Origin of the sequence: Alkalibacterium pelagium, assembly GCF_900109325.1 — a bacterium.
GTDB lineage: Bacteria > Bacillota > Bacilli > Lactobacillales > Carnobacteriaceae_A > Alkalibacterium > Alkalibacterium pelagium.
This window is the reverse complement of record NZ_FNZU01000003.1, coordinates 103,833-123,012: the sequence shown is the minus strand read 5'-3', so window position 1 is coordinate 123,012 and position 19,180 is coordinate 103,833. Positions and strand designations below refer to the sequence as shown.

Here is a 19,180-nt window from a genome sequence, read left to right as displayed (position 1 = left end):
TTACAATCAAAGTGTAATAAAAAAACGAAAGGAGCAAGTATATGCAGAAGTATATATTCAAGTCGCCAAGTCGTTACATTCAGGGAAATGGTGTCATCAAGGAACTGGGGAAAGAGACCGAAAGTATAGGGAAACAGTCTCTGCTTATTTCTGATGAAGTCGTGTGGGACATTACTAAGGATTTGATTGAAGAGAGTTTCAGTGAATCCGATAGTAAGTATCATTTCGAACAGTTCAATGGAGAAGCTTCAAATAAGGAAATCGAACGTCTGACAGATGCTGGAAAAGAACAGAATGTAGAAGCTGTAATTGGAGTCGGAGGTGGGAAGACACTAGATACAGCCAAAGCTGTTTCAGATGGTCTCGGTGTTCCCGTAATCATTGTACCAACGACAGCTTCAACTGATGCCCCTACGAGTGCGTTGTCCGTTATTTATTCTGATGATGGTGTGTTTGAAGGGTATAAATTCTATGATAAAAATCCTGATCTGGTTCTGATCGACACAGGAATCGTGGTCAAGGCTCCCCTGCATTTATTTGCTTCAGGTATGTCGGACGCTATGGCGACGTTAGTGGAAGTCAAAGCGGCAATGAAGCGGAACAGTGATACAATGGCAGGTGGAAAAACAACATTTGCAGCGAGGGCAATAGCTGAAATGGCTGAAGAGGTCCTGTTTACTCATGGGCTGGCTGCGTATAAAGCTGTTAAGGAACAGCTCGTTACCCCGCAAGTTGATGCGATTGTAGAAGCGAATACACTACTCTCCGGCCTTGGTTTTGAAAACGGTGGACTGGCCGGTGCACACGCGATTCATAATGGGTTCACAGCGGTCTCCGGTGAAATACACGACCTGACTCATGGTCAGAAAGTCGCATATGGGACCCTTGTCCAGCTTGTTCTTGAAAGAAAATCAGGTGAAGAAATCAAGAAATATATCGATTTCTTTAAAGCAATTGACATGCCGACTACTCTTGAAGAAATGCATCTGGATGGGAAATCATTTGACGAACTGCTTGAAATTGGAGAACTGGCTACTGTTGAAGGAGAAACGATGGAGAACCTGGATCCGGAAATCACGCCGACCGAGATAGCTCATGCGATTCTTGCAGTTAATGAATTAAGCGTATTGTAAAGCGAAAATAGAACACAGTAATTAAGAGCATGCCGATTTTCAATATTCGGCATGCTCTTTACTTGTTCAATTGACACTGAATGCAGCTTTCAATGCTGCGATTCGTCGGTTTTCAGCGACTTCCATCAATGAAGTATTCATCATCATGTCAAAGCCATGAATCGCTCCTGGCACAAGAGAAACTTCTGTTTTTATGCCGGCTTTATTAAGCTCGTCTGCATACAGGAGTCCCTCGTCTCTAAGTGGGTCGAATTCACAGACTTCTATATAAGCATCTGGTAATGAAGAGAAATCGACTGCTTCCATCGGCGCTGCAAATTTGTTGTCCAAATCTTTTGGATCTTTTATATACAGTGACCACATCATTTTGTTCAATTTACTGGTCCAGAGTGGGGTATCACTGAATTTTATCATTGAAGGGCTGTTCATTTTCCCGTCAGTTACAGGATAGATGAGAAACTGGAAGCAGAAGTTCTTCAGGCCCAAGTCCCGACGCATGATTGACACACTGGCAGCCAGCGCCCCACCAGAACTATCTCCCCCTACAGCAATTCTGTCAGGATCAATATTCAGCCTTTCCGCATGATCAAAGACCCACTCTGCTGCCTGATAACAATCCAGAAAAGGCGTAGGAAAAGGATGAGCAGGGGACAGACTGTAGTTTACAAATACTACTTTACATCTTGCTTCACGAGCATAAATCATAGCCCATTTCTTATGATGATAGTTCGGGGTCATAAAATAAGCACTGCCGTATAAATAGATCAGACAAGGTGTGGTTTTAGACACAATCTTTGGAGAATAAATAGTCAGTCGGATTGATTCATCATCATTTGTGTTGAGTTTAATGTGCTGTTCATTTAAATCTGAATCCGTTCTAGTTAGTGTATGTAGCGTCTTTAATACAGCATTTACAGGTGGAATGATGACAGGTGAGGCTGGAAGAGTCAGAAATTTAAGCCAAGTGATCTCCTTGTGGATAGAATATTTACTCATATCAGTCAAGTCCTTTCTTTAGCTGATTTTAGTTTAGTATAGTGTGGGCTAAATGTCTATGAATCAGTTTTACCACAAGGAACTGAGTTTGATATAGTTTTTTAGTATCACGTTCTCCCATTAATAGTCATTCATATAATCCTATTTGAAAATAAATTGTGAATATTAATCAAGATATTTCGTGATTATCAAATATTAATAGTGTATAATACAAATGACAACGTTCTCTCGTTTAGGTGAAAGGGGTTCAATTGTGAAGAAGTGGATTATTGCATTACTGACCGCATCACTTGCTGCTATGCTTTTGTCTATTCCTGTTCATTTTTTAAGAGAACAATATCAGTATCAAGCGATGCTGGAGCAGAGAGCATTGGTAAAAGAGCAGGTATCATCTATTAGAGACGACTTTCAGACACAACTGGATACCAACGTGTTCTACGCGGATTTCTTTGAAATGATTATTAGACAAGACCCTTACATCCCAGAATCAGAACTTAGAGAGTATGCCCGTTTTATTGTCGACAGAAATACACTAATTGACAATGTGTCGATCGCCAAAGATGGCCTTATTCATTTTGTATACCCACTTCAGGGGAATGAGGACGTGATTGGTCTTGATCTTTCGTCGGATCATGCTCTATCTGAAGCTATCTCGGCTACCCCAGATGGACGCTCAGCGGTAACTCTTGCACCTCAGGAGTCTGTTCGGGGTGGATTGAAGCTGTTTACCCGAAAACCCATTTACATAGATGCCATAAGTGCTGAAGAGCAGTGGGGGCTGTCAACGATAAGCATTGACTTTGAAGAAATGATATCTTCTTCGGTAGAGGCACACCAAAGTGATTTTTATGATTACGCGATAAGAATCAGTTCGGGGTCACAGTCACCCTATGTATGGGGGAACGGCATTGTATTTGAGGAAGACGGAGTTACCCAGACAGTTGAAATGTCAGACAGTATCTGGACCATCGGAGCCATCCCAGCAGGAGGCTGGGGGCTACGTGATAATAGGCTGAATAAGGAAATGCCTGTGTTTTATCTTCTTATTACCATCATTTTCATAATGGTTTACTTCCTGACTCTTCAGTATCTGGCAAAACGTGACTTATCCAGAAAAGATGCACTTACAGGTTTATTGAACAAGCATACATTTGAAAATTCGGTCAGACGACTCATCAGGTATTCAACTCAGAAAAATGGCCTTTTGCTGATTGACTTTAATGATTTTAAAGGAATTAACGACAGGCACGGCCATCTAACTGGAGATAAAGTGCTGAGCATGAGTGCCCGCCGCATGCAAGATATACTCAAGCATTCAGATAAAGTAGGTCGAATAGGCGGGGATGAGTTCATGATTCTTGTCAAAGATATTAGAAATGAAGAGAACCTAAGTAAAGTAGCCCAGCGTCTTATTGAAGAGATCGAACAGCCGATGGAACTTGATCACATGACGGTCCGACTTACAGTATCCGTAGGTTATATACTAACTAGTCCTTCACATGCCTTTGAAAACATCTATGACCTGGTAGACAAACGAATGTACAAGCACAAGGAAGAAAGCAAAGAGACCGCATTAATAAAGGCAGATTGAATCTTTCCTTATTTCAAACGTTTAGACAAAATTAGATATGAAAAGAAAAGACAATAAGAAGGAAAAATTAACTTAAAGCAAGCACCGCATACCTAATAATACTCGTGTGCGGTTTTTTTGTGCATCAGTTCTTTTTATTTCATAAGATGAATGACGGACTGATTTGTCAGTTCTTACATATCTGACCGGAGCACATCCTAATCGAAAGGAGCAAAGCCGTTTCTTTTGATTTTTAACAAGCCGGCCTAGTATGGTAAGAGTATCGAATGAAAAGAAGGGAGCACATTAAATGAAATTAAAAGATAAAGTAGCTTTAGTCATCGGGGGCACGTCAGGAATCGGTGAAGCCACTGCGAAAGCCTATGCTGAAGAAGGAGCAAAAGTGATTGTAGGTGGACGTAAAAAAGATGAAGGCGACCGGATCGTTAGAGAAATTCGTGAGGCTGGCGGAACTGCCATTTTTGCTAAGGTGGATACGACTAAAGCAGATGAAGTGGAAGCTGCTGTTCAGACTGCACAGGACGAATACGGTACCCTTGATATCTTATATAATGGGGCAGGTATTCATGATAGCTACCAGACAGCTTTGGACATCAGCGAAGAAGACTATGATCAGCTCATGGCGGTCAACGTAAAAGGGCCATACTTGGCTACCAAAGCGGCACTTCCCGTTTTTCTTGAAAAAGGAAAAGGTACGATCGTCAATGTCGGGTCACAGGCTACACACGTAGCAGGCCCAGGTGGTTCAGCGTACGTTACTTCTAAGCATGCCCTAGAAGGATTTACTAAGCAGCTAGCCTATGATTTTGGATCTAAAGGCATCAAAGCTAACCTTCTGGCACCGGGATTTGTCGAAACACCGATGACTGAGGGAATCGAAGAAGAACGACTGAAGGACATTCCGGCTGAGCGTGCAGGTAAACCTGAAGAAGTAGCCAGACTTGCTGTGTTTTTAGCTTCAGATGATTCTAATTATATGCACGGGACATCAGTCACAATGGACGGTGGCTGGGTCGTTGGAAGATAACTTTACATCTAGATAAAGATTTAATTGGAAACCAGCTGACTGATCAGCTGGTTTTTCTTTATGGAAATAATCGAAAGACATTAAGAGAACATATTTGCCATCTATTCAGATAAAAAGAAGGCGAATGGTTCAAATATCGATTTATGGCATATTCGAGTAATAAATTGAATGATGATTGGTCCATATAATCATTTATGGCTCATACGAGGAGCAGAAATTGTATCTAATGGACCATAAAGCCGTATATGGTCCATTCGCCAGAACAAAGGTGAGGGAATAACTTTGAAAGGGCAGCACCTTAGAAATACCGAAGTTGAGAAATAGTCAAGATTAAATTGTTCAATAAAACACAATATTCATAAATAAGACACAATAATATTTAAAAAAGGCTTCCCTTAGTAATGATAATTTGTTAAACTATTCACATAACGAAGGATAGGAGAGAATGTTATGAAAAAAGTAATGAATGCTTTGCGCTTTGTTTTCCGTAACGGTGAAACCTGGACAGTTCGCCGTGAACACATCGGGGACTTATGGATCAAGCAGGTTACCACAAGCTTTGGACGTATTGGTGACGAATTTCAGCAGATCCATCCTTGTGAATCATTAAAAATTGAGATTGCTCATGAAGCTGACAGTGTCAATTCAGATGATATCAACAAAGGTGGATTGGAAGCAGGCATGTTCGCCCGAGTCAGGCAGTTTCAGGATATCGAAATGATGGATATTTTATATCGTGACCGTTTAAATGGGGAAAAGAGAATGGCAGTCGAAAAAGACCGCATCTATTTCCCATATAAAGCAATGGACACTGATGGACACGATAATGCGTATCAGTCATCTAAAGAAGCGGATGATAAACTGTATATCGTCATTGACCCGGAAAGAACAGTAGAAGAGGTCTATCCTCAGCTCAGCGCTGCTCATTCTTAAAGTGTTCCCTTACCTCAGTCAGATGGATAACCCCCATCTGACTGTTTTTTTTTGCATTAAAATTGTTTTTACAGTCCTAAATAGTTACAATAAGGAAGTAAAAGAGAGGATGAACGGAATGCAGGAAAGAAAGTACACAGAAACTTTGACATTAAACAATGGAGTAACTCTAAAAAATCGCTTTGTCATGGCTCCCATGACAACTAAAATGAGTTTTTTTGACGGCGTCATTACCGAAGACGAGAAGCGGTATTATCAGATGCGAAGCAAAGAAGCCGGCGCAGTCATCACTGCGGCAGCCAATGTCTCTGAAGGGGGCAAAGGATGGGAAGGTGAACTGGGGATTTACGATGACAGACACATCAACGGCATGGCTTCACTAGCATCTGCTATTCAACATAATGGAACAAAAGCTATCGTCCAGTTATATCATGGGGGGCGAATGACCAGTTCATCTGTCCTCAGAGGCACACAGCCAGTTGCGCCTAGTGCAGTCAAAGCAGAAAGACCGACCGCCGAAGAGCCGAGAGCATTAGAAGAAGACGAGATCCATCAGATTATCGAAGACTTTAAAGCAGGAACTGTGCGTGCCATCGATGCTGGCTTTGACGGAATCGAACTTCACGGAGCAAACACCTATCTTCTTCAGCAGTTCTTTTCACCTCATTCAAACAGAAGAGAAGATAAGTGGGGCGGAAGCAGGGAAGAGCGCTTCAGATTTATCGATCGTTTAGTGGATGAAGTTATCAGCACAGTTAATCAGCACTCGGATAAGCCTTTCATCATAGGCTACCGCTTTTCTCCTGAGGAATATGAAACACCAGGTATTCGGTTTGAGGATACACTGTATCTTGTGGATCAGCTGGCTTATAAATCTATCGATTATCTGCACGTGTCTCTAGGAAGCTACTCTCAAGTTTCTCAATCAGAAGAGTATAAAGAGAAACCAATGCTGGCTTATCTATATGAACAAATTGCAGGACGGACAGCGTTTATATCTGTTGGCGATGTTAGAAATGGAGCTCAGGCTGAAGAAGCGCTTGAACATAGTGATCTGGTTGCTCTTGGACGTGTCATTCTGGCAGATCCGCACTGGGTCGGGAAAGTCCTGAATGGTAAAGAGGATGCAATCAGATACAATGTGGCAGACGAAGACCGTGCTGAACTGGGGCTGACTAATGGCGTCTGGCAGTTTATGCAGAACATGATGAAAGATCGTCTGAGCTGATTCAGAGAGGAAGATGATCATGATGAAAAAAGTGTATGGTAAGTTCCATCAGTTTATCGATTATTTTCTTTTCGGAGTCATTACGGCTTCCTTGAACATCATTTTGTTCTATACTTTTAATCAGAAAATTGGGCTGCATTATCTGTTGTCTAACGCCATTGCGATCACACTGGCGATTCTTTTTTCTTATATCGTGAACAAAAAGTTTGTTTTTCATACAAAAATGACAACTAAACGAGCTGTAGCCAGAGAGATGTTTCTGTTTATGTCCATGAGAGCAACAGCTGCTGTAATGGATATGGCGGGGCTGTATATTCTCGTTCAGTTTATCCGGCTTGGAGCTACTCTTTCAAAAGTAATAATAGAAACCCTTATCGCCACAAGTAATTATTTTGTAAGTAAACGAATCATTTTCAAAAATGAAGGCAGTTTATAAATGAATGGAGGATAAAGATGAAGAAAGCACTGATCAATATTGATTACACGAACGATTTCGTAGCAGAAGATGGAGCACTCACTTGCGGGGAGCCTGGTCAGGCAATTCACGACCGAGTTCTTGAACTGACTAAACAATTTTATGATGAAGGAGATTATGTGGCGTTCACAATTGACTGTCACGAAGAGGGAGATGACTTTCACCCCGAAAGCAATCTCTTTCCGCCCCATAACATAAAAGGGACTGCCGGGAGGCATTTATACGGCAAACTGGAAGATTACTATCAGTCTATCAAGGAAAAGGATACGGTCTATTATTCTGACAAAACCAGATATAGTGCATTTCAGGGGACTGACCTTGAACTGAAACTGAGAGAACGTGGAATAACTGAACTGCACTTAATTGGGGTATGCACCGATATTTGTGTGCTCCATACAGCAGTTGATGCATACAACAAGGGATTCGAAATTGTTGTGTACAAAGATGCTGTAGCAAGTTTCAATCAGGCTGGACATGAATGGGCACTGTCCCATTTTGAGCAGACGATCGGGGCAAGAATAATATAAACACGCTATTGTATAACAGAGAAAAACCCGAACAGTCTAAAGTAACTCCTAAGCTGTAAATGATTGGTTTACAGCTTAGGGAATAGTTTAGATTCATTCGGGTATTATTTTAATGCAGAGTTACTTTAGCTGAACTGTATGAAAATAGTGAGATCATAAGGGTCAGAGTCGTGCATCATTTGACCACTTGAAGGGTCGCACTGGTTATAAGGACCACCTGTGACATAGGCAAAGGACATAAGAATGGTTGACTGAAGATAATGCAAGGCAGCTTGAGTATCTTCATCAGGTAATTCTCCTAGATAAATGTCCTCTACAAAAAGTTCCAAGTTAGTATCCTGAGAAGGGACTAGTTTAACGTTATTTGTACGGTAACTTTCATACTGGTATATTTTTTTATTATAGGTAGAAAGTTCTTTTTCAGTCTTCCCACCGAAGGAGCGTTTCGAATAGTCTTTTTTTATAATTTTGTTTACAATTGCATCGATCGTCTGCTGATTCCTGCTTATATCACTGGCAGCAAGCTGAAGTTTGTGCTTGATAGTCAGTGGATATTTATGTTTCTGCTCTTTAAGTGACTTTGAGGATATAAGCTGATCTGACTTGATCGAGTGATTTTTTATAAAGCTTTTTAAGCCTTCATAGAAACTCAAGGGTTTTCCTCCTCCTTAGATTCTATTATCATGTTACTTATTTCAATTTCGAAATGATTAATACATATCTAAATCATACATAATGAGATGGTATGGTTCAAATGAAATGCTCTATATAATTTGGTTATTAATTTTACTATAATGAATAGAACTGAATCAAGGGAAAATGTGTATATTTGTCTTATTAATATTTATTAATAAGTGGGCGTGATTTTTTTATTCTGATTTTTGAGTATTGAATATCAGAGTTTTTCAAAAAGTTCTCATTTAAAAACCAATAATTCTCATGCACCAATTAATAATTTATCACTAGCTCTTTTTCATGTCAAATCATATAGCTGAATAAAGAAGAAGCAGAGCATAAAAGGATATGTCAATCGGTTGCAGGAGTGTGATATATTATGGATGTATCATTTCGCTATTTTCGATAGAAAATATTACATAAAAAAACGATTGAGGGATAATATGATCAGTTTTTGGACAACTACAGGTTTTCTTATTGGATTATGGCTTGCAGCTGTTTTTCAGGTCGATGGAGTGAACGAATGGAAAGTGGCAGTAAGCATTCCGTTTTTTCTGATTTACTTTCTTCTCCCTATCCTTAATAAAAAGGTCAGAATAGCGGCTTTTCTAATTCTGCCTGTTCTTGTACTCCTTCCTTTGTGGGACATGGGGTCATCTCCACTGATCTGGTTTATTTTCAGTGTACTTGGAATTGAATATGGTTTGAGAAGTGAGCTGGGAAAAACGGCTGTCTATCTGACGTATTTATTATTAGTAAGTCTCAGTCCAAATGTGGCAGCAGGAATATCTCTTAACCTCATAACTCATATCGCCTGTATGAGTTTTCTTTTATATCTCGTTTATATGTACGAGCAGACTGTTGGGCGATTCAGCGATTTGAGAGCAGAAAATGAACGGCTGTATTCAGACTATCGTTACTTGAAAAGACGTGTTTCAAGAGCAGAACAGCTGGCCAGACAGGAAGAACGGAGTGCTGTCGCCAGGGATATTCACGACTCAGTCGGACACAGATTAACTGCACTAGTTATGCAGCTCGAAGTGGCACGTTTTCAGAACAAAGATGAGATAATGGGCAACCAGCTGGCCCAATTTAAGGAACTAGCTAAAACAAGCCTTCAGGAGACAAGAGAAGCTGTGAGTGCCCTTAAAGCCGATGAGACAGCTGGTCTGCAGGCCATTATTCAATTGGTCAGAAAGCTGGAAGCAGAAAGCCATCTCCAGATCCGTTTTTTATTCGAATCTGGTGTTTTAAACGTCCCGCTGTCAAATAACCAATCCGTGGTTGTATACAGGGCGATTCAGGAGTCACTGACAAACATGATGCGTCATAGTCAGACAAGACAGGCTGATATTCAGTTTAAACTAATTGCCGGCAGATACTTTCAATTTACTGTGACTCATAAAGTTATACAAAAAGTCAATTTCAATGAAGGGTTCGGACTGAAGAATATGAGAAAGCGGCTTGATAGTATCGAGGGTGATCTGAAAATAGAGCAGATCGATGATCGATTCGTGGTAAGAGGACAATTTCCGTACTTAATTGATGAAGGAGAGATTAGTAAAAATGATCAGAATAATGCTGGCGGAGGATCAGACTCTCGTAAGACAAGGAATCAAACTGATGATTGAAGCTGATACGTCTCTAAAAGTAACAGGTGAGGCAGGAAATGGACAGGAAGCCGTCAATCTCTGCAGGCAGCAACAGTTTGACCTGGCTCTTCTTGATATTAGAATGCCTGTAATGAATGGACTAGAGGCCAGTAAACTGATCAGGGAGATCTATCCAGACATGAAGATCCTTATTCTTACTACTTTCAATGATGAAGATTATGCTATGGAAGCTTTAAAAAATCAGGTTAATGGTTACCTGCTAAAAAATGGGGAAATTGATGAACTACATCAGGCTATCTATCACTGTCTGGACGGTGGACTGATCATAGAAGGAAAAGTTGCTGCAAAAGTCATGCCCTCTCTCATTCACAGCAACACCAGTCTCGATGCAGTCAATCATGAGCTGACAGAAAGAGAGCTGAGCATTTTATCTCTCATCGGACAGGGACACAACAACCAGGAGATAGCTGAGGAACTATTTCTTTCAATCGGCACAGTCAAGAACAATATCAGCGGCATTCTGGACAAGCTGGATTTAAGAGACCGGACACAGCTTGCTATATATGCGATTAGACATAACCTGGATAGAAAAGAGTGACTTTAGTCATTCTAAAGAATGACCGGAGACAGTATCCATGCTGTCTTCTTTTTTATATACTTTAATCAGGAGAGATAAGAAAAAGGAGTGAAACTTATGCTGGAAACGAAAGACCTGACTAAACGGTTTAAATCAAAAACTGCAGTCAATCAGGTAAACCTGTATCTGGAAAAAGGAGAGTCAGTCGGTCTTCTAGGTCCGAATGGTGCAGGTAAATCGACTACCATATCCATGGTTGCCACGTTGCTCCCCCCAACTTCTGGGAAAGTGAGGTTCAATAACACGGATGCCTGGAAAAATCCTCAGGCCCTCAGGCAAGTACTTGGTGTAGTTCCTCAGGAAATAGCCTTATATGAGGAGTTATCTGCCTATGAGAACATGAAATTCTTTGGTAAGGTTTACGGACTTAAAGGGAAACTGCTCGAAAAAAGAATAGAAGAGGTGCTCGATCTCATCGGCTTGACTGAGAGAAAGAAAGATGCAGTCAGGACCTATTCTGGTGGGATGAAGAGACGGATCAATATAGGGGTGACCCTGCTTCATGAACCGGAGATACTGATCATGGATGAACCGACTGTAGGAATCGATCCACAGTCAAGAAACTATATTCTCGATATGATTAGAGAGCTCAACCGGTCAAGAGGAATAACCGTACTCTACACCAGTCATTATATGGAAGAAGTAGAAAAATTATGTGATCGGGTCTATATCATGGATCATGGAGAAATTATCGCCTCTGGTACCAATGATGAGCTGAAAAGTATTTTATCTAATGAAGAAACCATCCATATAACTGTCCAGACTCATTCGCTATCGTTTGAAGAAAAGCTAAGTCAGCTGCCGGCTGTCACTCAAGTATCTGAAGAAGAGCAGGGCTATAAAGTCATTGCATCAAAAGGAGAAAATCTTCTTGAAGATATTTTTGAGCTGTCAAGACAGACACAAACTAAAATTACTGGAGTGTCCCTTCAAACCCCATCTCTGGAGGATGTATTCCTGCATTTGACTGGACGGACCTTAAGAGACTGAAGGAGGATAAGGTATGTTTTCACTTATAAAAAAGGATACATTGATTCTGACCAGAAGTCGGTCAGATCTGACTGAACTGCTCCTCATGCCGTTCATTCTCATAGCTATTCTTGGGCTTGCATTAGGGAACCTCACCTTATCTGAGTTCACTATCAATGCTTTTCCGGTAGCACTTGTGCAGGGGCAGTCAATTGACAGAGAGCTGGAAGACTGGGAGGAAGTACTCGAGAACAGAGGCGTTCCAGATGATACGATTCCCTTGCTTACAAGTCAGGCAGAAGCTATGGCGCCCGGAATTCAGCTCAGCACACTACTCAATGATGATGAAGTAGCTGAGTGGATCCAAGTCGTCGAGTATGCGAGCAACGAAGATGCACTGGAAGCGTTAGATGAAGGAGAAGTAGCCGGTGTTATAACCATACCTGATGGATTCAATGCTTCTGTATGGAACGCTGTCATGTTCGATGAGGATGAAACAGGAGTTATTTCACTGGAGGTTCAGAACTTCGATAATGTCACGACTGATATCATTAGAAGTGTGTTGTCAACATATGCTAATCAGTTCAATTTAGAAGCGTCTATCGCCGTCGCTACTGAAGGAGGCGCAGAGGCATCTGGTCTATCAGATGACAATTACGGAGAAATTACTACCCTGACTGCTGCAGATCCAATTTCTTCATTTCAGTATTACACTATTGGAATGGGAGTCATGTTTGCCCTCCATACAGCCCCCGCTCTAGCCAGCAGAGCCTTCAAAGAGAAGAAGCAGCATGTATTCGGAAGGCTGATGATTTCTAGAATGAGCCCACTGACTTTTTTAGGCAGCAAAATGATCTCGGGCACGATCATCACGTTTCTTCAGCTAGGGATTCTTTTCGGTTTGAGCACCTTGATTTTTGGCACTTTGAGGGGGTATCCGCTTCGGTTCTGGATCGATCTGGGGATGCTTAGTCTGGCGTTTTCACTTGTCGTGGGGGCGATCACCAGTCTCCTGACATCAATCACCTTGTACTCCAACAGCGATGCGTCATCCGGCTTTTTCGGAGGCATACTGGTCACCTTGTTTGCTTTTGTTGGAGGAAGCTTCACTCCAGTGGAACAGTTCTCAGAAGCATTGAGAAGCATCGGAAACTGGACACCGAACGGAGCGATGATGACGGCTTATCTTCAGCTGATGCAGGGCTTTAATATGAGCGAGATCAGTCCACTTGTTACACGAGTTGCCGGGATGACAGCTGTTCTGCTGGTCATAAGTGTCGGGCTTTTTCCGAAAAGGAGGTTGGATTAAATGTGGACAGTCTTTAAATTACAGTGGATCAGGCTGTTCAAGCAACCGACTCTGCTGATTACTTTTCTAGGGATGACTTTAGTCTTCGTTTATTTTCTGGCCGGGGCACAAGGGGAACAGACCATCACTATTCCAACCTTCAGTGAGACTTTGAGTCAGGAAGAGCAGTCAGACTGGCTTGACCGATTAAATGAAGAAGAAACATTCGAATTCATTGAAAGTGATTATGAAACGGTATATGAAGACATCAGGATGAATGAGCGTGCCTTTGCATTAGGACTGGAAGAGGATCGTTATCAGTTTCTTATTGGACGGGAAGATATGGAAATCTCTACACTGATCCAATACGTTAATCAGATTTATTCTGAAGAGCAGCGTCTTGAACAAGTGAGTGAGAGCTTCGGAATTGGTGAAATCAATGTGGGCAGCTACATTCTGGTAGAGACGACCGGCCGGACAGAAGCTGCGTCTTCCAATGAAATATACAGAATGGCTGTCGTGGTCGGTATGAGCTTATATTTTTCAGTCTATTCAATTTTGTATCTGATGACAAATTTAGTTGAAGAGAAACAGACAGGAACCTGGCAGAGACTTATTTTTTCTCCGCTGACGAAGACTAGACTATATGCTGGCCAGCTCCTGCACTATATGCTGGTTGGAGTGCTTCAGATCACACTGGCCTTACTGATTCTTCGTTATCTTGTAGGAATAGAGTTCGGGACCAATTATCTTGAAATAGGTGTGATCATCATCTGCTTTGTGTTTGCAATTGTTTCACTAGGAATGCTTCTAATGGGACTTGTCGGTTCGCCCCAACAGCTGCAGGTCGTAATACCCATTGTAGCGACATCGATGGCGATGCTTGGCGGAGCATTCTGGCCTCTTGAAGTAGTCAGTAATCGAATTCTATTGTTTCTGGCAGAACTGATGCCAATCAAATACGGGATTCAGGGGATGATGGGGGCGGTACTTCAAGACCGTACGTTATCTCAGCTTCTGGAACCTATCGGGGCACTCATTCTTACAGGCATCATATTAATGGGAGTCGGCATCAACTTAATGGAGCGTGTGTCAGAAAATCAGAGTATATAAGCGTCCTGTCAGTCTCAGGACCTATTGACCACTCTGGTCGAAAGGGGTATACTTGCCTCATCGACCAGGGTGGTCAATTTTTACCTATCGTTCGACCGGCTCGGTCAGCAAAACATATTAAAGAGAAAGGAGGAGAGAAATGAGTGATGTTTTTAAGAGCCTCGAGAAAGATAAGCAGGACCGGATTTTGAATGCCTGCTATAAGGAATTTACAGAAAAAGGATTTGATCTGGCATCCACTAACACTATGGCTAAAGAGGCAGGTATAGGGAAAGGCACGCTTTTCTACTATTTTAAAAGCAAGGAGGCACTATTCTATACCCTGATCGAAGAAGCATTTCTCATCGCAGAAACCCTTTTTTTACATCAGATCGATTTTAGTGAAACCGACTTTTTTGAGCGATTGAAACAGACGACTAGACTCAAATGGGATGTATATGAAGAACAGCCACATGCCCTAGGCTTTCTTGCAAGTGTGTTCATCCATGCAGATAAATATGATCTGCCGGCTGAACTTTCTGGTAAACGAGCAGAAGCTGAACAGATCTGGGGAACTGTCCTCACTAAAAATATTGATTTTACTAAATTTAGAGAAGATGTTCCTCAGGAGACCTCGTTTAATTTTATTCGATGGACGGTAGAGGGATACCGGGCAGAACTTGAACAACGGGTGAAAAGTCAAAATCTAGATGAAGGGAGTAACGCGGCATTTTCGCCTTATTATGACGAGTTTAATACTTATCTGGATACTTTAAAAATCATCTATTATAAGAAAGATGAACTGTAGAATGAATGGAGGGATAAACATGACAAAATTAATAGAAGTAGATGCAATTGAAAAATCTTTCGGTAAAACGAAAGCGCTGGAAAAAGTCAGTTTTTCAGTCAATAAAGGTGAAATAGTCGGCTTTATCGGTCCGAATGGAGCGGGTAAATCTACCACAATCCGTATACTACTGGGACTGATTCGAGCAGACGGGGGATCGGCTACCATTTTCGGTAAAGATGTCTGGAAAGAATCAGTCGCGATTCATAAGCGTGTGGCTTACGTACCTGGCGATGTCAATCTCTGGCCAAATTTAACGGGAGGAGAAGTTATCGATCTGTTTTTGAGCATGCGTGGAGCTAAAGTTGATAAACAGCGTAAGGAAGAGCTGATCAGACGTTTTGAATTTGATCCGACAAAGAAATGTCGGGCATACTCAAAGGGAAACAGACAGAAAGTTGCTCTGATTGCTGCCTTTGCGGCTGACGCAGAGGTCTACATTTTCGACGAACCTACTTCCGGTCTCGATCCGCTGCAGGAAAGAGTCTTTCAGGAATGTGCGAAGGAAGTGCTGGCCAAAGGGGCAAGTGTTCTGCTGTCGAGTCACATTCTGTCTGAAGTTGAACGCCTCTGTGACCGTGTGGCTATCATCCGTAAAGGTGTTATTGTAGAGTCAGGAACACTTGATGATCTGAGACATCTGACACGGACTCAGATCACTCTTAAAACAAAAGAGAATATCTCATCAATCAAAGAGCAGTCCTTTGCCCATAATGTATCGATTAACAAAGATCAGGTCATTTTTCAACTGGACAGTGATCAGTTCGATGCGTTTTTATCTTATATACAACCGTTTAACGTTCTGAAACTTGAGAGTGCGGCGCCAAAACTGGAAGATCTGTTTATGCGTCACTATGAAACAGTTGAAGGAGTTGAGTGACATGATGCAGTCTCATGCACGAACTGGAAAACTGTTCGCATTTACTATCAGAAAAGAATGGCTGAAACTGCTTCTCTGGCTAGCCGGCTGTGCTTTTTATGTCATTCTGGGTGCGGTCGCCTTTGTGGAAGTCTATGGGGATCCGCTTGAACGTCAGGCAATGGCTCAGGCGATGCAGAATCCGGCAATGGAAGCACTGTTCGGTCGTGCAATAGGAATAGATAATTATACGATTGGAGCCATGTACTCTCATACTATGACGATCATGGGATTTGTTCTTTTTGCAATCATGTCCATACTTTTAGTTGTCCGTAACACAAGGTCAGAAGAAGAAGACGGTATCCTTGAACTTATTCAGTCTCTGCCGACTGGACGGCTGGCATCTACTACGTCAGCGATCCTGCTTCTCGTTCTTACGAATACACTTCTGGCAGTAATGTCTGCTGGTCTTTTAATTGGTCTGGGAGATTCAAGCATGACCACTGAAGGAGCTGTTCTGACCGGTATTTTATACGGACTAGTCGGACTGATATTTGGAGGCGTTACGTTAATAACTGCCCAGCTATCATCCAATGCTCGTGGAGCCATGATGCTGTCATTTGGGGTGCTGGGGTTATCTTACATGCTTCGTATAATAGGGGATTCAGGTGGATTTAATGCTTTGAGCTGGATTTCACCCTTAGGTTTGCTTTATGGAGCTGAACCTTTCGTTGAGAATAACTGGTTCCCGGTGTGGGTCGGTCTGGTTCTTAGTTTTGTGCTGATCGTCACTGCTCTCGGATTGAAGCATAGACGAGATGTTGGTGCAGGCCTGCTGCCTGACCGCCCTGGAAAAAGGCATGCATCAGTTTTCTTAAAAACACCTCTTGGATTTTTACTGAAGCTTGTAAGAACGCCTCTTATTGTATGGGTGGTGGCTATGATCCTTCTTGGGGTATCTTATGGATCGGTGATTGGCGATATAGAAGATGTCCTTGCCGGTAATGAGATTATTGAACAGATCATAGCCGGAGACGATAGCGTGTCAATGGCTGATCAGTTTATAGCTATGATCATGGGTGTGCTGGCAATGGCAGCTTCGATACCCACTGTTCAGATCATCCTGAGATTAAGAAGTGAAGAAAAGAAAAACCGCCTGGATAAAATCATTGCCGGAGCAAGATCGCGAACGTCTGTCCTGAGCACCTTTATCCTGACAAGTTTAACTGTTGCCTTTATCTTTCAGCTCCTTCAGTCGCTCGCTTTCGGTGGAGCAGCGGTAGCCATGGGTTATGATATAGCTCTGCTTGATATGGTATCTGCCGGACTCGCTTATCTCCCGGCAATGGTGGTCATGATCGGGCTGACTGTCATGCTGGTCGGCTGGCTTCCTAAAGCCTCTTCGCTAATATGGCTCTATCTGGGCTTTGCTTTTATACTATTGTATTTTGGCGGTCTGTTCGACATACCAGAAGCAGTCAGCTGGTTGTCAGCGTTCTATCACATTCCTGAAATGCCTGTGGAAGAATGGAATGTATGGACTGCAGTACTTTTGACAATAATAGGTACAGCTCTGACTGTGACAGGAGCGGCAGGTTTCAGAAAAAGAGATATCGATTAAAATTAATCAGGCTTCAGAGGGGATATCCACCTGGAGTCTGATTTTTATTTTTTTACTACGATAAGTGTAGTAATCATCTAAATCATATGATAAACTGATTACAACGACAGATGAAGTACTTTGACTGTCCTTACATAATGGAAACAGTAGAAGGAGGTTTGGTCAATTGATAAGCAGTGATGTGATCAGAGGCTACAACGACACCTTTCTCCTGTCGCTTCTTAGAGAAGGGGACTCTTACGGCTATGCCTTGTCTAAAGAAATCAGAGACCGGACTGACGGAAACTATACAATAAAAGAAACAACCATGTATTCTGCATTCAATCGTCTTAAGAAAAACGGCTTTATCGAAGCGTATCCGGGAGATGTTACTCAGGGGAAGAAACGGACATATTACCGGATAACAGAAGAGGGATGTCACTATCTGTCAGAGAAAAAAAGAGAGTGGGCATTGACCAGGCAAGTAGTCGATCAAATTGTTGGAGGGGAAAAAGATGAAAATCATTAAGGATTATGTCGATCAAGTATTTAAAACAGTACCGCTCACTGAGGAAACGAATCAGTTAAGGACAGATATTCTGGCGAATATGGAGGACAAGTATAATGAACTGATTGATGCGGGGGCTTCTGAGCATGAGGCTATCGGTGTCGTCATTGCTGAGTTTGGAAATATTGAAGAGCTTCTAGAAGAAATGGGCATATCTAGACTGTCTAAAGAAAGACGGGAGCAATATCCGACAATGGAGGAAGAAGGCATCGACTATTTCCTTCAGACAAAAGGGACGATTGGCCTGAGAATCGGTCTAGGCGTATTATCTATACTTGCAGGGGTCGGAGGGTTAATTGCCTTACTGGGACTGCAGAACTTCTTTCAGGCGGCACCTCTGATCGGACTGGTATTCTTACTGGCATTTCTGGTCGTTGGTATTGCACTCTTTATTCTTGAAGGAATGCGGGCAGCTGACTTGAAAGCTTATCATAAACCTTTTGTACTATTGCCTGATTTAAGAGAACACCTTGAAGAACAGCAGAAAGCCTATAAGAAATCACTTGCCATAAGTATTGTACTAGGGGTGTCACTGTGTATCCTGTCATTAACTCCGATGCTTTTAGGAGCAATGACCAACTTGATACCAGTGTTAGTCGGCGTAGGACTGATGCTCATATTAATTGGAACAGGAGTAGTTTGTTTCACCTATAGCGGAAATGTATATAACGCTTATACTATCCTGCTCACAAATGGAAAAAATCCGAACAGTTTCGAAGAGGAAGTCAAAGCAGAAGCCAGACGTAAACGCATCGATTATATAATAGAAGAGATTTACTGGCCGATCATTGTCGTCATTTACTTTGCAGCAAGCTTCTTGATCGGAGGAAGTTTCTGGGCTTGGAGCTGGGTCATTTTTGTTCTTGGAGGCGCACTTGAAGGAACGATCAAGTCGATTTTTGATACATGGGACAAATAGAACATGTGAAAAGGACAAATAGGAAATTTTGAACTTAATGATATAAACTATTTGAGAAGAAAAAGAGCAGTAGAAGTGATGCTTCTACTGTTTCTTTTTTTACCTATATTTATGAGAATGTTAAGATAAAACTATTTTAAGTAATTTTATACAAGAGATTGTTGTGCTTTTAACAAGTGTTGACAGAATAGTGAGATTATTTT

Annotated in this window: 19 protein-coding genes; 17 read left to right on the top strand and 2 right to left on the bottom strand. The window is 41.9% G+C overall.

Features of this window, described 5'->3' with window-relative positions; translation table 11 throughout:
* Positions 1-41 precede the first annotated feature (41 nt).
* Entirely contained in the window at positions 42-1,133 is a 1,092-nt protein-coding gene (locus BMX79_RS03650; protein ID WP_091479208.1) for a glycerol dehydrogenase, read from the top strand.
* 66 nt (positions 1,134-1,199) lie between these two features.
* Here the strand turns inward: BMX79_RS03650 and BMX79_RS03645 are convergent, their stop codons facing one another.
* Complete coding sequence (locus BMX79_RS03645) at positions 1,200-2,129, bottom strand: alpha/beta hydrolase (protein WP_091479199.1); 930 nt, start codon at positions 2,127-2,129, stop codon at positions 1,200-1,202.
* Between the two features lie 253 nt (positions 2,130-2,382).
* Between BMX79_RS03645 and BMX79_RS03640 the strand changes: the two genes are divergently transcribed.
* From BMX79_RS03640 to BMX79_RS03615, 6 genes are all read left to right on the top strand, one after another.
* Positions 2,383-3,720, top strand: a complete 1,338-nt coding sequence (locus BMX79_RS03640) for a diguanylate cyclase domain-containing protein (protein ID WP_170230979.1) — start codon at positions 2,383-2,385, stop codon at positions 3,718-3,720.
* 289 nt (positions 3,721-4,009) lie between these two features.
* Positions 4,010-4,747: an SDR family NAD(P)-dependent oxidoreductase gene (locus BMX79_RS03635; protein ID WP_091479197.1), complete on the top strand. Its 738-nt coding sequence runs from the start codon at positions 4,010-4,012 to the stop codon at positions 4,745-4,747.
* Between the two features lie 450 nt (positions 4,748-5,197).
* The gene (locus BMX79_RS03630) at positions 5,198-5,680 is read left to right on the top strand and encodes a hypothetical protein (protein ID WP_091266642.1); all 483 of its coding nucleotides are present in this window, start codon (positions 5,198-5,200) and stop codon (positions 5,678-5,680) included.
* Positions 5,681-5,798: 118 nt separating this feature from the next.
* Positions 5,799-6,908: an NADH-dependent flavin oxidoreductase gene (locus tag BMX79_RS03625; RefSeq protein ID WP_091479467.1), complete on the top strand. Its 1,110-nt coding sequence runs from the start codon at positions 5,799-5,801 to the stop codon at positions 6,906-6,908.
* Positions 6,909-6,927: 19 nt separating this feature from the next.
* Positions 6,928-7,344 (top strand): GtrA family protein, encoded by a 417-nt coding sequence (locus BMX79_RS03620; protein WP_170230980.1) that lies wholly within the window; start codon positions 6,928-6,930, stop codon positions 7,342-7,344.
* A gap of 17 nt (positions 7,345-7,361) precedes the next feature.
* A complete protein-coding gene (locus tag BMX79_RS03615) occupies positions 7,362-7,910 on the top strand; it encodes a cysteine hydrolase family protein (protein ID WP_091479195.1) in 549 nt (182 codons plus the stop codon).
* Between the two features lie 125 nt (positions 7,911-8,035).
* On the opposite strand, the gene BMX79_RS03610 is transcribed toward BMX79_RS03615, so the two are convergent.
* Complete coding sequence (locus BMX79_RS03610) at positions 8,036-8,563, bottom strand: hypothetical protein (protein WP_091479193.1); 528 nt, start codon at positions 8,561-8,563, stop codon at positions 8,036-8,038.
* Between the two features lie 465 nt (positions 8,564-9,028).
* Here BMX79_RS03610 and BMX79_RS03605 point away from each other — a divergent pair, with 465 nt between their 5' ends.
* From BMX79_RS03605 to BMX79_RS03560, 10 genes are all read left to right on the top strand, one after another.
* Positions 9,029-10,216: a sensor histidine kinase gene (locus BMX79_RS03605; protein ID WP_170230981.1), complete on the top strand. Its 1,188-nt coding sequence runs from the start codon at positions 9,029-9,031 to the stop codon at positions 10,214-10,216.
* Positions 10,152-10,796 (top strand): response regulator, encoded by a 645-nt coding sequence (locus BMX79_RS03600; protein WP_091479186.1) that lies wholly within the window; start codon positions 10,152-10,154, stop codon positions 10,794-10,796. Before BMX79_RS03605 ends, BMX79_RS03600 begins: the two co-directional genes overlap by 65 nt.
* A 96-nt stretch (positions 10,797-10,892) precedes the next feature.
* Positions 10,893-11,825 carry an ABC transporter ATP-binding protein gene (locus tag BMX79_RS03595; protein ID WP_091479184.1) on the top strand — a complete coding sequence of 311 codons (933 nt, stop codon included), beginning with the start codon at positions 10,893-10,895 and terminating at the stop codon, positions 11,823-11,825.
* 13 nt (positions 11,826-11,838) lie between these two features.
* Positions 11,839-13,113 carry an ABC transporter permease gene (locus BMX79_RS03590; RefSeq protein WP_091479182.1) on the top strand — a complete coding sequence of 425 codons (1,275 nt, stop codon included), beginning with the start codon at positions 11,839-11,841 and terminating at the stop codon, positions 13,111-13,113.
* Positions 13,114-14,205: an ABC transporter permease gene (locus BMX79_RS03585; protein ID WP_091479181.1), complete on the top strand. Its 1,092-nt coding sequence runs from the start codon at positions 13,114-13,116 to the stop codon at positions 14,203-14,205. It abuts the gene before it with no gap.
* A 139-nt stretch (positions 14,206-14,344) separates the two neighbouring features.
* Positions 14,345-14,992: a TetR/AcrR family transcriptional regulator gene (locus BMX79_RS03580; RefSeq protein WP_091479180.1), complete on the top strand. Its 648-nt coding sequence runs from the start codon at positions 14,345-14,347 to the stop codon at positions 14,990-14,992.
* Between the two features lie 19 nt (positions 14,993-15,011).
* Positions 15,012-15,911 carry an ABC transporter ATP-binding protein gene (locus BMX79_RS03575; protein WP_091479179.1) on the top strand — a complete coding sequence of 300 codons (900 nt, stop codon included), beginning with the start codon at positions 15,012-15,014 and terminating at the stop codon, positions 15,909-15,911.
* A gap of 1 nt (position 15,912) precedes the next feature.
* Positions 15,913-17,511 carry an ABC transporter permease gene (locus tag BMX79_RS03570; protein WP_091479178.1) on the top strand — a complete coding sequence of 533 codons (1,599 nt, stop codon included), beginning with the start codon at positions 15,913-15,915 and terminating at the stop codon, positions 17,509-17,511.
* A 166-nt stretch (positions 17,512-17,677) separates the two neighbouring features.
* On the top strand, positions 17,678-18,019 hold the full coding sequence (locus BMX79_RS03565) for a PadR family transcriptional regulator (RefSeq protein ID WP_091479177.1): 342 nt from the start codon (positions 17,678-17,680) through the stop codon (positions 18,017-18,019).
* Positions 18,006-18,977 (top strand): permease prefix domain 1-containing protein, encoded by a 972-nt coding sequence (locus BMX79_RS03560; protein WP_091479176.1) that lies wholly within the window; start codon positions 18,006-18,008, stop codon positions 18,975-18,977. Before BMX79_RS03565 ends, BMX79_RS03560 begins: the two co-directional genes overlap by 14 nt.
* Positions 18,978-19,180: the final 203 nt, after the last annotated feature.